The sequence below is a fragment of the Cupriavidus sp. YR651 genome (assembly GCF_900101625.1).
Classification (GTDB): domain Bacteria; phylum Pseudomonadota; class Gammaproteobacteria; order Burkholderiales; family Burkholderiaceae; genus Cupriavidus.
The window spans coordinates 153,313-169,114 of record NZ_FMYZ01000006.1; the positions used below are offsets into that span (position 1 = coordinate 153,313).

General features: G+C 66.1%; 13 protein-coding genes. 6 read left to right on the forward strand and 7 right to left on the reverse strand.

All coding sequences use genetic code 11. The features are described 5' to 3' along the window. The first annotated feature begins 207 nt into the window (after positions 1 to 207). Positions 208 to 2,064, forward strand: coding sequence for a phosphoenolpyruvate carboxykinase (GTP) (locus BLR29_RS18000; RefSeq protein WP_092138393.1), 1,857 nt, complete (start codon positions 208 to 210; stop codon positions 2,062 to 2,064). A gap of 129 nt (positions 2,065 to 2,193) precedes the next feature. On the opposite strand, the gene BLR29_RS18005 is transcribed toward BLR29_RS18000, so the two are convergent. Next, the gene (locus tag BLR29_RS18005) at positions 2,194 to 2,889 is read right to left on the reverse strand and encodes a response regulator (protein WP_092138394.1); all 696 of its coding nucleotides are present in this window, start codon (positions 2,887 to 2,889) and stop codon (positions 2,194 to 2,196) included. Then, the gene (locus BLR29_RS18010) at positions 2,886 to 4,334 is read right to left on the reverse strand and encodes a cache domain-containing protein (RefSeq protein ID WP_255371303.1); all 1,449 of its coding nucleotides are present in this window, start codon (positions 4,332 to 4,334) and stop codon (positions 2,886 to 2,888) included. The genes BLR29_RS18005 and BLR29_RS18010 overlap by 4 nt, the downstream gene beginning before the upstream one ends. A gap of 375 nt (positions 4,335 to 4,709) precedes the next feature. Here BLR29_RS18010 and BLR29_RS18015 point away from each other — a divergent pair, with 375 nt between their 5' ends. The 3 genes from BLR29_RS18015 (at position 4,710) to BLR29_RS18025 (ending at position 7,657) form a co-directional block, all read left to right on the forward strand. Beyond that, positions 4,710 to 6,782 (forward strand): carbon starvation CstA family protein, encoded by a 2,073-nt coding sequence (locus BLR29_RS18015; RefSeq protein ID WP_092138395.1) that lies wholly within the window; start codon positions 4,710 to 4,712, stop codon positions 6,780 to 6,782. Between the two features lie 16 nt (positions 6,783 to 6,798). After that, complete coding sequence (locus tag BLR29_RS18020; protein WP_092138396.1) at positions 6,799 to 6,993, forward strand: YbdD/YjiX family protein; 195 nt, start codon at positions 6,799 to 6,801, stop codon at positions 6,991 to 6,993. 226 nt (positions 6,994 to 7,219) lie between these two features. Further along, a complete protein-coding gene (locus BLR29_RS18025) occupies positions 7,220 to 7,657 on the forward strand; it encodes a hypothetical protein (RefSeq protein WP_092138397.1) in 438 nt (145 codons plus the stop codon). A gap of 139 nt (positions 7,658 to 7,796) precedes the next feature. Here BLR29_RS18025 and BLR29_RS18030 read toward each other — a convergent pair whose 3' ends face one another. Beyond that, positions 7,797 to 8,054: a hypothetical protein gene (locus BLR29_RS18030; RefSeq protein WP_092138398.1), complete on the reverse strand. Its 258-nt coding sequence runs from the start codon at positions 8,052 to 8,054 to the stop codon at positions 7,797 to 7,799. A 188-nt stretch (positions 8,055 to 8,242) separates the two neighbouring features. Here BLR29_RS18030 and BLR29_RS18035 point away from each other — a divergent pair, with 188 nt between their 5' ends. Continuing rightward, positions 8,243 to 9,172 (forward strand): LysR family transcriptional regulator, encoded by a 930-nt coding sequence (locus BLR29_RS18035; RefSeq protein WP_092138399.1) that lies wholly within the window; start codon positions 8,243 to 8,245, stop codon positions 9,170 to 9,172. Between the two features lie 88 nt (positions 9,173 to 9,260). Here the strand turns inward: BLR29_RS18035 and BLR29_RS18040 are convergent, their stop codons facing one another. From BLR29_RS18040 to BLR29_RS18055, 4 genes are all read right to left on the reverse strand, one after another. Beyond that, positions 9,261 to 11,981, reverse strand: coding sequence for a DNA topoisomerase III (locus BLR29_RS18040; RefSeq protein ID WP_092138400.1), 2,721 nt, complete (start codon positions 11,979 to 11,981; stop codon positions 9,261 to 9,263). Between the two features lie 164 nt (positions 11,982 to 12,145). Next, the gene (locus BLR29_RS18045; protein ID WP_092138401.1) at positions 12,146 to 12,547 is read right to left on the reverse strand and encodes a thioredoxin family protein; all 402 of its coding nucleotides are present in this window, start codon (positions 12,545 to 12,547) and stop codon (positions 12,146 to 12,148) included. Positions 12,548 to 12,668: 121 nt separating this feature from the next. Continuing rightward, positions 12,669 to 13,850: a DNA-processing protein DprA gene (gene dprA / locus BLR29_RS18050; RefSeq protein ID WP_255371304.1), complete on the reverse strand. Its 1,182-nt coding sequence runs from the start codon at positions 13,848 to 13,850 to the stop codon at positions 12,669 to 12,671. Between the two features lie 101 nt (positions 13,851 to 13,951). Further along, positions 13,952 to 15,127: a LysM peptidoglycan-binding domain-containing protein gene (locus tag BLR29_RS18055; protein ID WP_092138403.1), complete on the reverse strand. Its 1,176-nt coding sequence runs from the start codon at positions 15,125 to 15,127 to the stop codon at positions 13,952 to 13,954. A 159-nt stretch (positions 15,128 to 15,286) separates the two neighbouring features. Here BLR29_RS18055 and def point away from each other — a divergent pair, with 159 nt between their 5' ends. After that, complete coding sequence (gene def, locus BLR29_RS18060) at positions 15,287 to 15,793, forward strand: peptide deformylase (RefSeq protein ID WP_092138404.1); 507 nt, start codon at positions 15,287 to 15,289, stop codon at positions 15,791 to 15,793. Positions 15,794 to 15,802: the final 9 nt, after the last annotated feature.

Genomic DNA, 15,802 nt, shown 5'->3' on the forward strand with positions numbered 1-15,802 from the left:
GGACGTCCGTGACAATTTGCGCGGATTTGGTTGTCCCCGAGTTGTAACGGGATGTGACGGTCACATGGCGGGGTGCATCTTGCCGAACATCGATGAAGATCGAACCTGTGCGGCATTGCCTCCACCGACCGACTTTCCCCGCAGCAACCGCCCGGACGGCACCGGCCGGACTTCGCCAGGTTTTCTTTTTCGCTTTGGAGTTGCTGTATGAACCATCCCACAATGCAAGGCACTCCGGCACTGAACGTGCCGGCCTGGGTCAAGAACCAGAAACTGGTCGCCTGGGTTGCCGACATCGCCGCGCTGACCAAACCGGACCGCATCTATTGGTGCGATGGCTCGCAGGAGGAATATGACCGCCTGTGCGAACAGATGGTCGCCGCCGGCACCATGCGCCGCCTGAATCCGGCCAAGCGCAAGAACTCCTTCCTGGCCCTGTCCGACCCGTCCGACGTGGCGCGCGTGGAAGACCGCACCTTCATCTGCTCCGACAAGAAGGAAGACGCCGGCCCCACCAACAACTGGACCGCCCCGGCCGAGATGCGCCAGACGCTCTCCGGCCTGTTCGACGGCTGTATGCGCGGCCGCACGCTGTACGTGGTGCCGTTCTCGATGGGCCCGCTCGGTTCGCCGATCGCCCATATCGGCGTGGAGCTGTCGGATTCCCCGTATGTGGCCGTCAACATGCGCATCATGACCCGCATGGGTCGCGCCGTGTTCGACGTGCTGGGCGCGGACGGCGAGTTCGTGCCGTGCGTGCACACCGTGGGCAAGCCGCTGGCTGCCGGCGAGAAGGATGTGCCGTGGCCGTGCAACCCGACCAAGTACATCGTGCACTTCCCCGAGACGCGCGAGATCTGGTCGTTCGGCTCGGGCTACGGTGGCAACGCGCTGCTGGGCAAGAAGTGCTTCGCGCTGCGGATCGCCTCGACGATGGGCCGCGACGAAGGCTGGCTGGCCGAGCACATGCTGATCCTGGGCGTGACCTCGCCCGAGGGCAAGAAGTACCACGTGGCCGCGGCATTCCCGTCGGCCTGCGGCAAGACCAACTTCGCCATGCTGATCCCGCCCAAGGGCTTCGAGGGCTGGAAGGTCACGACCATCGGCGACGACATCGCCTGGATCAAGCCGGGCCAGGATGGCCGCCTGTACGCGATCAACCCGGAAGCCGGCTACTTCGGCGTGGCCCCGGGCACGAGCGAGAAGACCAACTACAACGCGATGGCGACGCTCAAGGAAAACGTCATCTTCACCAACGTGGCGCTGACCGATGACGGCGACGTGTGGTGGGAAGGCATGACCAAGGAAGCGCCGGCCCATCTGGTCGACTGGCAAGGCAAGGACTGGACGCCCGAGATCGCCAAGGCGACCGGCGCCAAGGCCGCGCACCCGAACGCCCGCTTCACGGCCCCGGCGTCGCAGTGCCCGTCGATCGACGACAACTGGGACAACCCGGCTGGCGTGGCCATCGACGCGTTCATTTTCGGCGGCCGCCGCAGCACCACCGTGCCGCTGGTCACGGAAGCGCGCAACTGGACCGAAGGCGTCTACATGGCCGCCACGATGGGTTCCGAAACCACCGCCGCGGCCGCTGGCCAGCAAGGCGTGGTGCGCCGCGACCCGTTCGCCATGCTGCCGTTCTGCGGCTACAACATGAGCGACTATTTCGGCCACTGGCTGGCGCTGGGCAAGAAGCTGGAAGCCACCGGCGCCAAGCTGCCGAAGTTCTACTGCGTGAACTGGTTCCGCAAGGACGCCGAAGGCAACTTCGTGTGGCCGGGCTTTGGCGAGAACATGCGCGTGCTGTCGTGGATGATCGATCGCGTGGAAGGCAAGGGTCAGGGTGCGGAGCACGTGTTCGGCACGTCGCCGCGCTATGCCGACCTGAACTGGAACGGTGTGTCGTTCACCGCCGAGCAGTTCAACCTGGTCACGTCGATCGACCATGACGCGTGGAAGCAGGAACTGGCGCTGCATGACGAGCTGTTCGCGCAGCTCAAGCACCACCTGCCGCAAGCCCTCGTGGAAACGAAGGACGCGCTGGCCAAGCGCCTGGCGGCCTAAGCCGCGCGCGTTGCCGCAAGAAAGGAAGGGCGCCCGCGTGGCGCCCTTTTTTCATGTCCGGCCTGATGTCGCTGGCCCGATGTCGCTGGCCTGATTTGCTGGCTTATTGTTGCCTGCCTCTTGGCCCGCCTAGTTGCCTTCCGCGTCCGTGCCAAGTTGCTGCACTGCGTATTTGACCAGTCCGGCGCGACCGTCGATGGCTAGCTTGCGCTTGAGATTGAGCCGGTGGGTTTCGACCGTGCGCACCGACACGCCAAGCTGCGCGGCAATTTCCTTGTTGGCAAGTCCGCGACCGATGGCGTTAAGGATCTCGCGCTCGCGCGGCGTCAGCGCATCGAGCGGCCCGACGGTCTGCGCGGCCATGCCGCGCGCAATGCGCGCACTGTAGAACACGCGGCCCGCCAGCACGGCCTGGATGGCTGCCAGGAGTTCGTCGGCCGGCGCGTCCTTCAGGACGTAGCCGCGCGCGCCGGCCCGCACGGCCTGGCGCACGTACTCCAGGTTGTCGTGCATCGAGACGATCAGCACGGCCAGCTCCGGGTAGTGCTCGTGCAGCGCGCCCGCCAGCGTGATGCCGCCCATGCCACGCATGCCGATATCGGTAATCACCAGTTCCGGGCGCCGGGATTCGTCGAGGTTGGCCAGCCACGCCAGCGCGGCCTCGCCATCGTCGGCTTCACCGACCACTTCCAGCCCCGGCTGCAGCGACAGGTGCATGCGCATGCCGTCGCGCACCAGCGCATGGTCGTCGATCAGCAATACGCGGGCCGGCGTGCTCCGGGCGGGCGCGGTGAGCGCGGGGGCGTCATCGTGCGGGTAGGTCATGACTGCGGAAAATCGGAAGTCGAAGTAGGGGCTGCGGTGTGCGCTGCCGTCGGAGACCGGTCGTCGGCCGGCGATGTCGGGGGTTTCGGCGGCGCCGGCGGCAGCGCCGCGACAATCTGCGTGCCGCCCGGGCCCGAGACGATATCGAACTGCCCGCCCAGCGCGGCCATGCGCTCGCGCAGGTTGCGCAGGCCGATGCCACGGCGCGGATCGACCTGCATGCGGGCCACGTCGAAGCCGGTGCCGTTGTCACGCACGGTCAGCCGCGTGGCCGTCTCGGCAAACTCGAGCGCCACATCAACGCGGCTGGCGTGCGCGTGACGCTCCACATTGGTCAGCGCCTCCTGCGCGATGCGGAACAGCGCCGTGGCCTGGTCGTCGGACAGTTCGCGCGGTTGCCCGGTCTGCGTCACCTTGACCCCGAGCGAGCTACCCGCCTGCATCTCCCGCGCCAGGTGCTGCAACGCGGCGAATAGCCCAAGGTCGTCGAGCAGGGCGGGGCGCAGGTTGCGCGCCACGCGTCGCACTTCGTTGAAGACGGAATCGAGCCGGGCGAGCGCCATGCCCAGCACGGGCGCCACGGACGCACCTTCGGTCGGCGCCAGCCGGATGCGGTTGGTGGCGGCTTCCAGCACCAGCTTGACCGACACCAGCAACTGGCTGATGCCGTCGTGCAGTTCGCGCGACAGCCGCGCGCGCTCTTCTTCCTGCGACTGCACCACGCGCTGGGCCAGCTGGCGCAGCTTGGCGTCGGCTTCGCGGTGTTCGCTCACGTTGAGGGCCAGCCCGCTGGCCGCCACCAGCAGGATGCTGATGCCCGCGATCACGCCGATCCACGCCATCGTTTCGCGGATATCGGTCTCGGCGCGCGCGTCAAGCTGACGCAGTGTCTGCTCCACATCGTCAAGGTAGATGCCCGTGCCGAGCATCCAGCCCCACTCGGGCACCGCCACCACGTAGCCGAGCTTGGGCGCCAGTTGCTGCGAGGAGGGCTTTCGCCACTGGTACCGCACCGAACCGCCGCCAGCCTTGGCCGCGGCAATCAGTTGCTGGATCGTCAATGCCCCCTGCGGGTCACGCATCAGCCACAAATCCTGCCCCACCAGCTCGGGCTGGCGCGGGTGCATCAGGTTGCGGCCCTGAAGGTCGTAGAGGAAGAAGTAGCCGTCGGGGCCATAGTCGAGACGGGCCAGCGCTTCCATGGCGGCCTGGCGCGTGGCCACATCGTTGCGGCCCGAGCGCACCATCGGCGCGATGGTGCTCTGCGCCAGTTCCACGTAGTGGCGCAGCTCCATTTCCTTGCTCTGGAGGTAGGCGGCCTCCACCAGCGCACGCTCGTGCCGCGCCAGCGCGGTGGCCTGATAGCGCACGGCCAGCGCGATGCCGAACATGGCCACGGCAAGCGGCGCGACGGCGAGCAAGAGTATCTTTTGGCGGAGTTTCATCTGACCCGGGGGTAAACACCGATGCCGGCAAGGCCGCTATACATCGTCGGCCTGCGTACTACTACGCAGTGATGTTGCGTAGTTACGCGCTTGTGCCGACATGGGCGGGTGTCAATACTACACGCCGGAATGCGCCGGGGTCTTTCGCCGGATGCAATCTGACGCAGTAGGTGCATCCCGAAGCCAATGTCGGTCTGCACTGCCTGCCTGCACGACAAGATCCGGATCAGACGAGAACAGACCGGGCGCGCCGCAGACATCCAGGAGACCCCCCCTCACCGCAGGATCGTCCACGGCCGCCATTCCCGGCACCACCCCGCTGCCCGCCTCACGTCGCCGCAGGCCTTTCAATCCGGTCTGAGGAGACCCTTCATCATGAATCGCATCGGACAACACCTGTTGTGGCTGGCCGTCGCCGTCCTCGGCGCGTTTGCCTTCGCCACCGTCGCGCTGTCGCGCGGGGAAGCCGTCAGCGCACTGTGGATCGTGGTTGCCGCGCTCTGCATCTACCTGATCGCCTACCGCTACTACAGCCGCTTCATCGCCGACAAGGTGATGCAGCTGGACCCCAAACGCATGACGCCCGCCTGGCGCCATAACGACGGCCTGGACTACGTGCCGACCAACAAGGCGGTGCTGTTTGGCCACCACTTTGCCGCGATCGCCGGTGCCGGACCGCTGGTCGGCCCCGTGCTGGCCGCGCAGATGGGCTACATGCCCGGCATGCTGTGGATCCTGGCCGGCGTGGTGTTCGCGGGTGCGGTGCAGGACTTCATGATCCTGTTCATCTCCACGCGCCGCGACGGCCGCAGCCTGGGCGACCTGGTGAAGTCCGAGATGGGCACCGTGCCCGGCATGATCGCGCTGTTCGGCTGCTTCATGATCATGATCATCATCCTGGCGGTGCTGGCGCTGATCGTGGTGAAGGCGCTGGCGGGCTCGCCCTGGGGCACGTTCACCGTGGCGGTGACGATCCCCATCGCGCTCTTCATGGGGATCTATACGCGCTACATCCGCCCGGGCCGCATCGGCGAGGTGTCGGTGATCGGCTTCGTGCTGCTGATGCTGGCCATCATCGGCGGCCAGTACGTGCATGAAAGCGCCGTGCTGGCGCCGCTGTTCACGTACGACGGCAAGGCACTGACGTGGATGCTGATCATCTACGGCTTCATCGCCGCCGTGCTGCCGGTGTGGCTGCTGCTGGCACCGCGCGACTATCTGTCGACGTTCCTGAAGATCGGCACGATCATCGCGCTGGCCATCGGCATCCTGATCGTGGCGCCGGAGCTGAAGATGCCGGCCTTCACGCAGTTTGCCCAGGGCGGTGGCCCGGTGTGGTCGGGCAACCTGTTCCCGTTCCTCTTCATCACCATCGCCTGCGGCGCGGTGTCGGGCTTCCACGCGCTGATCTCGTCGGGCACCACGCCCAAGCTGCTGGAGAACGAGTCGCACGCACGCTTCATCGGCTATGGCGCCATGCTGGCCGAGTCGTTCGTCGCCATCATGGCCCTGGTGGCCGCGTCGGTGATCGAACCCGGTGTGTACTTCGCCATGAACAGCCCGGCCGCCGTGATCGGCACCACGCCGGACGCCGTGGCGCAGGTCGTGTCGACGTGGGGCTTTGTCATCACGCCCGACGTGCTGATCCAGACCGCCAAGGACGTGGGCGAAAACACCATCATCTCGCGCGCCGGCGGCGCACCGACGCTGGCCGTGGGCATCGCCCATATCCTGCACCAGGTGGTCGGCGGCCAGGCCATGATGGCCTTCTGGTACCACTTCGCCATCCTGTTCGAAGCGCTGTTCATCCTGACCGCCGTCGACGCGGGCACCCGCGCCGGCCGGTTCATGCTGCAAGACCTGCTGGGCAGCTTCGTGCCGTCGATGCGCCGCACGGACTCGCTGCCGGCCAACCTGATCGCCACGGCGCTGACCGTGGCTGCCTGGGGCTACTTCCTCTACCAGGGCGTGGTGGATCCGCTCGGCGGCATCAACACGCTGTGGCCGCTGTTCGGCATCTCCAACCAGATGCTGGCCGCCGTGGCGCTGGTGCTGGGCACGTGCGTGCTGGTCAAGATGAAGCGCGGCCAGTACGCCTGGGTGACGCTGGTGCCTACCGTGTGGCTGCTGATCTGCACGCTGACCGCCGGCTGGCAGAAGCTGTTCGACGCCGATCCGAAGGTCAGCTTCCTGACCCACGCGGCAAAGTTCAGCGATGCCATCGCCCAGGGCAAGGTGCTGGCGCCGGCCAAGTCGATGGAACAGATGCACCGCATCGTCTTCAATGACTACCTGGATGCCGGCCTGTGCGCGCTGTTCATGTTCGTGGTGCTGTCGATCGTGTTCTACGGGTTCAGGACGGCGATGCAGGCTCGCAACCAGTCGCGCCGCACCGACAGCGAAACGCCGTTCGAGCCGATGCCTGGCGCGGCTTCGGCACAATCCTGATCCGCGGAGGGCCGCCATGCTGGAACAAATCGGCACCATGGGCCGCTATCTGGGCCAATCGCTGCGACTGATGGTCGGGCTCCCCGACTACCAGACCTATGTGGCCCACATGGAAAGCACGCACCCCGACCGCGCGCCCATGACGTACGAGGAGTTTTTCCGCGAACGCCAGGAGGCCCGCTACGGCGGCGGTCAGGGCAAGTGCTGCTAGACTGCGCGGCGCGGCGTGTGGGCTGATCGTCATCGGCCAGCCCGCATGCCTTGCACACCACAAGGGCGGTCCCGCAGGGCCGCCCTGTTGCGTTTACGCTGCGACTTTGCGCCGTTAGATACCGTTTCTGGAGTGGGTTACAGGGCCTCACAACTCGTTACAGCAACGGCAGGGCTCCTTCTCTACACTCCGCTTCCAGATGCACGACTCAACCAAGGAAAAAATGATGTCTCGCCATCCTGTTCGCAACCTGACCCTGGCCCTTGCCCTTTCGGCAGCAGCACTGCCGGCGTTTGCAGGGGGTGACCTCAACAATGCACTCGGCGGCGGCCTGGGTGGCGTGGCGGGTGCCGCCGTGGGCGGCGCGCTCGGCGGCAGCACCGGCGCCGTGATCGGCGGCGCGGTAGGCGGCGGCGCGGGTGGCGCAGTCACCTCCAACCGTCGCGAGCGCACCGGCGCCATCATCGGCGGTGCCCTGGGTGGCGGCGCCGGTACGGCGGCCGGCAACGCCATGGGCGGCCGCACCGGTGGCCTGGTAGGCGCCGGCCTGGGTGGCGCCGCGGGCGCGGCGCTGGGCGGCAATGTGTCGCGCAGCAACTCCTACGACGACGACCGCCGCTACTACAAGCGCAGCAAGCATCGCCGTCATCACCACGACGACTGATCCTCGCAGCAATGAGAAACGGGCCATCACGGCCCGTTTTTTTATCCCGAGTTTTTGTCCCGGGTTCGCGCTGCAGCGCACAAACAAAAAGCCCGTACCGGGAAGGTACGGGCTTTTTGTCGAATGCGGAAAGCGCGGATCAGAGGGCAGCGCCGTCGGTGTAGACGTCGAACTTGCCAGCCCTGGCACCGTCGGTGAAAGTGTCGAACTTGCCACCCGAGCGGGCGCCATCGGCGAAGGAGTCAAACTTGCCGGCCTTCGCGCCATCCGTGAAGGTATCGAACTTGCCGGCCTTGGCGCCGTCGGTGAAGGTGTCGAACTTGCCAGCCTTGGCGAAGGCGGGGGCGGCCGACAGGGCCAGGGTCAGGGCAGCGATCAGGGCAAATTGGCGCTTCATGGCGAATCCTTTTTGTTTGGAAGATGCCAGCCTCGACGTACGTTTGCTGCGATGCGGCACCAGATGCTGCGATATTAGGCATTTCCCTGATATGAATAAATATTGCGCTCCACAATGATTGATTGTGGTTTCAACAATAAATCGCCCGGATCGTGTAAAGGTTCACGGGGTAATCGGGAGACTATGTCATGGATCGGCTTCAATCGATGCGCGTCTTCGCCAAAGTGGTCGAGCTTGGCAGCTTTGCCCGTGCGGCGCAGCAATTGGAGATGTCCAACGCCGTCGTGACGCGCTATGTGGCGGACCTGGAGAGCCATCTCGGCACCCGCTTGCTCAATCGCACGACGCGCAGCCTGTCCCTGACGGATGCCGGCGAAACCTATCTGCAACGCTGTTCCCAGATCCTGGAAGACGTGGAAGAGGCGGAATCCGTCGTCACTGCGCGGAGCCAGTCGCTATCGGGCACGCTGCGGCTGGTCACCCCGGTCATGTTCGGCCTGCACCTGCTGCCGCAGACGTTGGAACGCTTCCAGCGGCTCTATCCGGATGTGGTCTTCGACGTCCAGTTGTCCGACCGGATTGTCGACATCGTGGAAGAGGGCCGGGACGTCGGCGTGATGCTGTCAGACCTGGGGCTCGGCTCGCACCTGGTGGCGCGGCCGCTGATTTCCGCGGAGATCATCCTCTGCGCATCCCCAGGTTACCTGCGCGAGCATCCCCCGCTGCGCAACGCCCACGACCTGACCAGCCACCGCTGCATCGCCATGCGGCTGCCCAATGCCGAGCACGAGTGGACGCTGTCCGGCCCCGAGGGCGAACTGACCGTGCCGATCCGCCCGGGCCTGCTGTGCAGCAATGCCGAGCTGGCGCACCAGGCGGCGCTGGCCAATATGGGTATCGCGATGTTGTCGTCCTACCTGGCGCGGCCCAACATCGAAGCCGGCCGGCTGACGCACATCCTGCAGCAGTACCAGTTGCCGCGTCGCGACGTGAGCGTCGTCTACCCCAGCCGGAAATTCCTGCCGACCAAGGTACGGGCGTTTATCGATTTCCTGCTTGAGGAAGGGAACAAGCGCGTCGTCGAGGCATCACCGACAGTGGCGCACACGCACAAGTAAGCGCAGGGAAGAAACGCAGGGGGACGGCGCAGGAGAGGCGCGGAGGGAGAACAGCGGCGGGGCGGGCGCCCCGGCCGCTGGTGAGCGATTACTCTTCGGCGTCAGCCGTTGCCTTTGCGGCGACGCGGGCCTTCTTGGCCGCAGGGGTCTTGGTTGCCGCGGTCTTGGTTGCAGCCGTCTTGGCCGGTGCCTTGGCCGCGGCCTTCTTCGCCGGCGCTTTCTTCGCGGCTACCTTCTTGGCGGCGACCTTCACCGGTGCTTCCTCGGCCTCGGCCGTCTTGGCGGCGCCCTTCGCGGCACCCTTGGCAGCAGTCTTGGCCGCCGCGCCCTTGGCCCCGGCCTTGGGTTCGCGCACTTCGAACTCGAAGCCGATCTTGCCGTCCGGCTGCTTGGCCAGGAAAGCCTTGAAGTTGCGTCCCGTACGCGACGACTTGAAGCCGGTCAGCAAATCCGTCTTGCCGTCGGTCAGCAGCTTGCCGATCTGCTCACGCGAGATTTCCTGCTGCAGGATGATCTTGCCGGTCGTGAAATCGCACGACTTGGGCGCGCCGACAGCGTTTTCGCACACGTACTTCATGCCGTGCTCGTAGACCGAGCCGCCGCACTTCGGACAATTACCCACTGGCGTCTGCTCGCTGAAGTCCACCGGCTCGCCATCGCCTTCGTCATCGTTCTGACCGAAGTCGAACTCCATCTTCCAGTGGTCTTCGTCGTCCTTGGCCAGCTTGAGAATGGCGGCAAACGGGCGGCCCATCTTGCTGCGGAAGCCCTGCAGCGGACCGATTTCCTTCTTGAGCAGCAGTTCCTCGACCTCTTCGATCTCGAACTGGCGGCCGCCGGGGATCTTGCTGATCGAGAACTCGCACGCGGTGCAGGCAAAGCGGCGGTAGTTCTCCTTGACCTGGCCGCCGCACTGCGGGCACGGCGTGTCCAGCGTGGCGTAGTCGCCGGGGATCGTGTCGCTGTCGTATTCCTTGGCGCGCTTGACGATCTGCTGCGTCATCTGCGCGATCTCGCGCATGAATTCGTCGCGCTTCAGGCGGCCGCGCTCGATCTGCGAGAGCTTGTGCTCCCACTCGCCGGTCAGTTCCGCCTGCGTGAGTTCTTCCACGCCCAGGCCGCGCAGCAGCGTCATCAGCTGGAACGCCTTGGCCGTGGGAATCAGTTCGCGGCCTTCGCGAACCAGATATTTCTCAGTCAGCAGACCTTCGATGATGGCCGCGCGCGTCGCCGGCGTGCCCAGGCCCTTGCCGGCCATGGCTTCGCGCAGGGCGTCGTCGTCCACCAGCTTGCCGGCGCCTTCCATGGCGGACAGCAGCGTCGCTTCGTTGTAGCGCGCGGGCGGCTTGGTCGTCAGGCCGACGCTCTCGACCTTGTCGGTCTTGACCTTCTCGCCCTTGGCCACCGGCACCAGGTTGGCAGCATCCTTGTCGCCCTGGGCCTCGCGGCCGTAGATCACCAGCCAGCCCGGGTTGACCAGCACCTTTCCTTCGGTCTTGAAGTGATGGCCGGCCACCTCCGTGATGCGGGTCGTGACCTGGAACTCGGCCGCCGGGAAAAACACGGCCAGGAAGCGGCGCACGACCAGGTCGTACAGCTTCTGCTCGGGTTCCGACAGGTTCTTGGGCGCCTGCAGCGTCGGGATGATAGCGAAGTGGTCGCTGATCTTGCTGTTGTCGAAGATCCGTTTGTTCGGCTTGATCCAGCCGCTGGAAAGAACCTTCTTTGCGTGCGGCAGGTAGTTCGGCGAGCTGTCGGCCAGCATGTCCATGGTCTGCTTGACCGTGTCGAGGTAATCCTCGGGCAGCGCGCGCGCATCGGTACGCGGGTACGTCAGCACCTTGTGCTTTTCATACAGCGCCTGGGCCAGGCCCAGCGTGTTCTTGGCCGAGAAGCCGAAGCGCGAGTTGGCTTCGCGCTGCAACGTGGTCAGGTCGAACAGGGCCGGCGACTGCTGCGTCGACGGCTTGGACTCCTCCGTGACGGTGCCCGGCTTGTCGCGGCAGGCGGCCACGATGCTCTTGGCTTCCGCCTCGCTCCACAGACGCGAATCGCGTGCCTCGGGATCGAACTCGCTTTTCTTGAACTTGGGATCGAACCAGCGGCCTTCGTACAGGCCGCCGGCGGCGATGAACTCGGCGTGGACTTCCCAATAGTCGCGCGGCACGAAGTGCTTGATCTTCTCTTCACGCTCCACCACGATCGACAGCGTCGGGGTCTGCACCCGGCCCACCGTGGTCAGGAAGAAGCCGCCGCCCTTGCTGTTGAAGGCGGTCATGGCGCGCGTGCCGTTGATGCCGACCAGCCAGTCGGCCTCGGAACGGCAACGGGCGGCATCGGCCAGCGGCATCATTTCCAGATCCTCGCGCAGCGCGGAGAACCCGTCGCGAATGGCCTGCGGCGTCATCGACTGCAGCCACAGCCGGCGCACCGGCTGCTTGGCCTTGGCCTGCTGCGCGATCAGGCGGAAGATCAGTTCCCCCTCGCGCCCCGCATCGCAGGCGTTGATCAGCGCGGTCACGTCCTTGCGCTTGATCAGGCGGTTCAGCACCTTCAGGCGCGACTCGGTCTTGGCGATCGGGCGCAGGTCGAAATGCGGCGGAATCACCGGCAGGTTGGCGAAGCTCCACTTGCCGCGCTTGACCTCGTATTCGTCCGGAGCGGCAATTTCCACCAGGTGGCCCACGGCCGAGGACAGCACGTAGTCGTCGCTCTCGAAGTACTCGTCGTGCTTGGCAAAGCCCCCGAGGGCGCGCGCGATATCGGCGGCGACCGATGGCTTTTCCGCGATGATGAGGGCTTTAGACATTGAACGGGTCCTTGCGGCACCGCTCCCTCATGGGAAGTCAGCGCCTCTTGAATTGCACTGCAAACTATGTAAACAGCACGGCTGGGGCTTTGAGGCGCCAATAATAAGCGCGGTTCCGACGGCCGTGCAAGCAACGCCACCCGCGCAGCGGGCGGCAGCAAGACTCAGCGGTCGTCGTTCTCAAGCAACCAGTCGAGCACTTCAGGGATTTCCGATGTGGCCGTCGGCATCGCTACGCCGCGGTCCAGCATGCGCCCCAGTACTTCCAGGTGCGGCAGCACTGTGCCGTAAAAATGCGGTGCGCCACCGCCAATCGGCTGAATCAGCACCGTGGGAAAATTCTCGATATCGATGTCCTCGCCAAGTCGGTCGGCGTGGGTTTCGATGTCGATCCACACAAAGCAATCGTCGGGATGGCGTCCGGCCATCGCCGCAAACCCGCTCATGTACTCCTTGCACGTCCCGCACCAGTCCGCGCACAGGCAGGCCACCAGCCGGCCACGTGGCCGCTGGGCCAGCGCCTGGCGGACGGCACCGGGATCTTGCTCGGGAAAGTAAACGGTCATGACGGTTGAAACATGAGCCTCAGGCGGCACCGGATGCGGCAGATTGTAGCGATATTGCCGCGACGGGCCGCTGCACCTCGAAAATTGGTCGTCGTCGTGTCGTTGTAGCGTCCTCGCAAAATCAGGCCAGCCGGCGATAACGGTTGCCCGGCAGGCGCTCGGCCGCACCCGCGAGCTCCAGCTGCAAAAGTGTTGCGGACGCCGCCTCCGCAGTCAGGCCACTGCGCTCGCACAACGCATCGAACGTGACAGGATCATAGGCGAGGGCGGCGCCGAGCGCGTCGGAAGGGATGGCCAGCGGGCCCGTCGCCTGGCCGTCGTTGCGGGGCGTACGTGAGGCATCGGCCACCGGTTTGCAAGCACCCCCTGAGGGCTCGCCGCGGCGCGCACGATCCCGGCTACGCGCCGGCTTCGCCGCCACGGGCGCGAGCGAAGGCGCCAGATCGGCGAACTCCTCAAAGACATCGGTGGCCGATTCCACAAGCTTGGCGCCCTGACGAATCAGCTTGTGGCAGCCCCGGGACAGTTCGGCGTGGATCGAGCCGGGAATCGCAAAGACCTCCCGGCCGATTTCCGAGGCCAGCCGCGCCGTGATCAGCGACCCGGACCGCTCGGCCGCCTCCACCACCAGCACCCCGCGCGCGAGCGCCGCGATGAGGCGGTTGCGGCGCGGGAAATGATTCGGCAAACCCGGGGTGCCAAGGGGGAATTCGCTGACGATGGCGCCCCCGGCGTCGACGATCTGGTGCGCCAGCGCATGGTGCCGCGCAGGGTAGACGATATCCGCCCCGGTGCCGATCACGGCCACGGTACCGCCGGGGCCAGCCAGCGCGCCCGCATGGGCGGCGGCGTCGATGCCGAGCGCCAGCCCGGACACCACCGAGAGCCCGGCTGCCGAGAAAGCGCTGGCGAAGGTGTTGGCGTCGCGCGTACCTTGCGCGGTCGCATTGCGCGCACCCACGATGCCCAGCCCGGGCCGCGACAGCATCGCGGGATTGCCATTGACATAGAGCACCGGAGGGGGATCGGCCAGATCCAGCAGCCGCGCAGGGTAGGCCGCATCGGCCAGCGTCACCATGGCGTGGCCGGATTGGGCCAGCCAGGCAAGCGTACGGTCGATCAACGCGGCCATTGCGGCATCGGGTGGCGCGGCGAGGCGGCGCGCCACGGCAGGCTCGACAACCGTGCACAGGCTGGCGACGTCTTGCGCCAGCACCGCCTGCGGCAGTCCGAATGCGGACAGCAAGCGGCGCACGGCCGCAACGCTTGCGCCCGGCGTGGCGGTCAGGCGCAGCCATGCCACGACGTCAGCGGGGTCGCGTGTCGTTTCGGTTGTCGTGACGACGGCAGCCGGCGCAAGCGCCGGCCCGGAAGAAGGCGCGCCCGCAGGCGCGCGGCACCCTGTCAACGCGGCGTCGTGGCGATATCGCCGACCTTCATCAGGTTGGTCGCGTCCGTCACCAGCGCATACGCGATGCCCGGGAAGACGCGGTAGACGTAGGCCAGCCCGTAGCGGTCATCCGGCAACGTGATCGCGCGGTTGCGGTCGGTCGGGTCCTTCACCTTGCCGCCATCGCGCGACAACGACAGGACGTGGCCCGGTTCCAGGCCGGCGTTGGTGCCCGCGTTGAGCACCACCACCTGCTTGGCGCCGCCGTACTGCACGCCGCCATAGACCGCGGCGATGCGGGCATTCACGTCGGATTCCGGCGCGTGCGGCACATAGCGAACCAACTCGCGCGGCGGCTGGGGCAGCAGCAACGAGCCCGGCCCCATTTCCTGCAGCGACTGGGTGGCCAGCACGGTGCTGACGCCGTCCGGGCCCTCCGGACCATGCGCCACGCGCACGCTGCCTTCATATTGGGCCTCGTAGCCGATGACCTTCTGCGTCATCGGATCGCGCACCGGGTTGGCCGGCCGGAACGCCTGCCAGTCGCTGCCGATGGCGGCGTCCGTCACGCCGATGCCGCGCACATAGGCCGAGTCGCCACGACCCATGTAGACGCGGGCGTCCGGCAGTGCCACGATACGTGCAGAGGTATCGACGGTGCCCTGGTCCACCACCAGCGGACGGAACAGGAATGGCTCGATATCGCCCGCCGGGATGCTCAGGATGGCGTCGCCGTCCACGCCTTCGCCGCGGACACGCGGTGACAGGCGGCTGTCGCCGCTCGCCCCGCCTGGCGCGGTCGTCGACAGGTAGGCACGGCCATCGCGCTGAATCAGGTACAGCACCTGGCCCGGATAGATGAGGTGCGGATTTTGGACCTGCTGCTTGTTCATGCCCCAGAGCTCGGGCCAGCGCCAGGGCTGGCGCAGGAAGCGTCCGGAGATGCCCCACAGGGTGTCGCCGCCACGTACTGTGTACTGGCTTGGCGCAGTGGGAGACAGATCGGAAACCGGGATGCCCTGCTGGGCCGTCCGGTCGGCCTGGGCCAACTGCGTCGGCGAGACGCCGAGGTCGGCGGCCTGGACGGTCATGCCGACTCCGGCAGTGACGCCAGCGACACTCAGCATGAGGAGGGTAAACGCGTGCAGCCTGCGGCCCGACGCCGCTTGTTCTTTGGTAAGATCGCGCATTTTCGTGAACCGGCCGGTAGACGACCGGATTGACCCTGGAGAGCGTGCCTGCTGCGGCGCGCCTTGATTTTTGTACTAGCGCCCCGATTCTGCATGGAAACCCCCGTCGCCGCAACGCGGCCGGGCAGTGGACAGCACCCGGCGTTGCGCCCGAGCATCATGGCCAAACTCGACATCCTCACCTACCCCGATCCCCGCCTGCACAAAGTGGCCAAGCCTGTGGAGGTGGTGGACGACCGCATCCGCCAACTGGTGAAGGACATGGCCGAGACCATGTACGAAGCACCCGGCATCGGCCTGGCAGCAACCCAGGTGGACGTGCACGAGCGCGTCGTGGTGATCGACGTGTCCGAGACCCGCGACGCACTGCAGGTCTTCATCAACCCGGAAATCATCTGGGCCAGCGACAACCGCAAGGTCTGGGAAGAGGGCTGCCTGTCGGTGCCCGAGGTCTACGACCGCGTGGAGCGGCCCGATCGCGTGAAGGTGCGCGCGCTCAATGAAAAGGGCGAGAGCTTCGAACTCGATGCCGACGACATCCTGGCTGTATGTATACAGCACGAGATGGACCACCTGATGGGCAAGGTGTTCGTTGAATACCTGTCGCCGCTCAAGCTCAACCGCATCAAGCAAAAGCTGCAAAAGCGCGTACGGTCGCGGATGTAACAGTCGCCG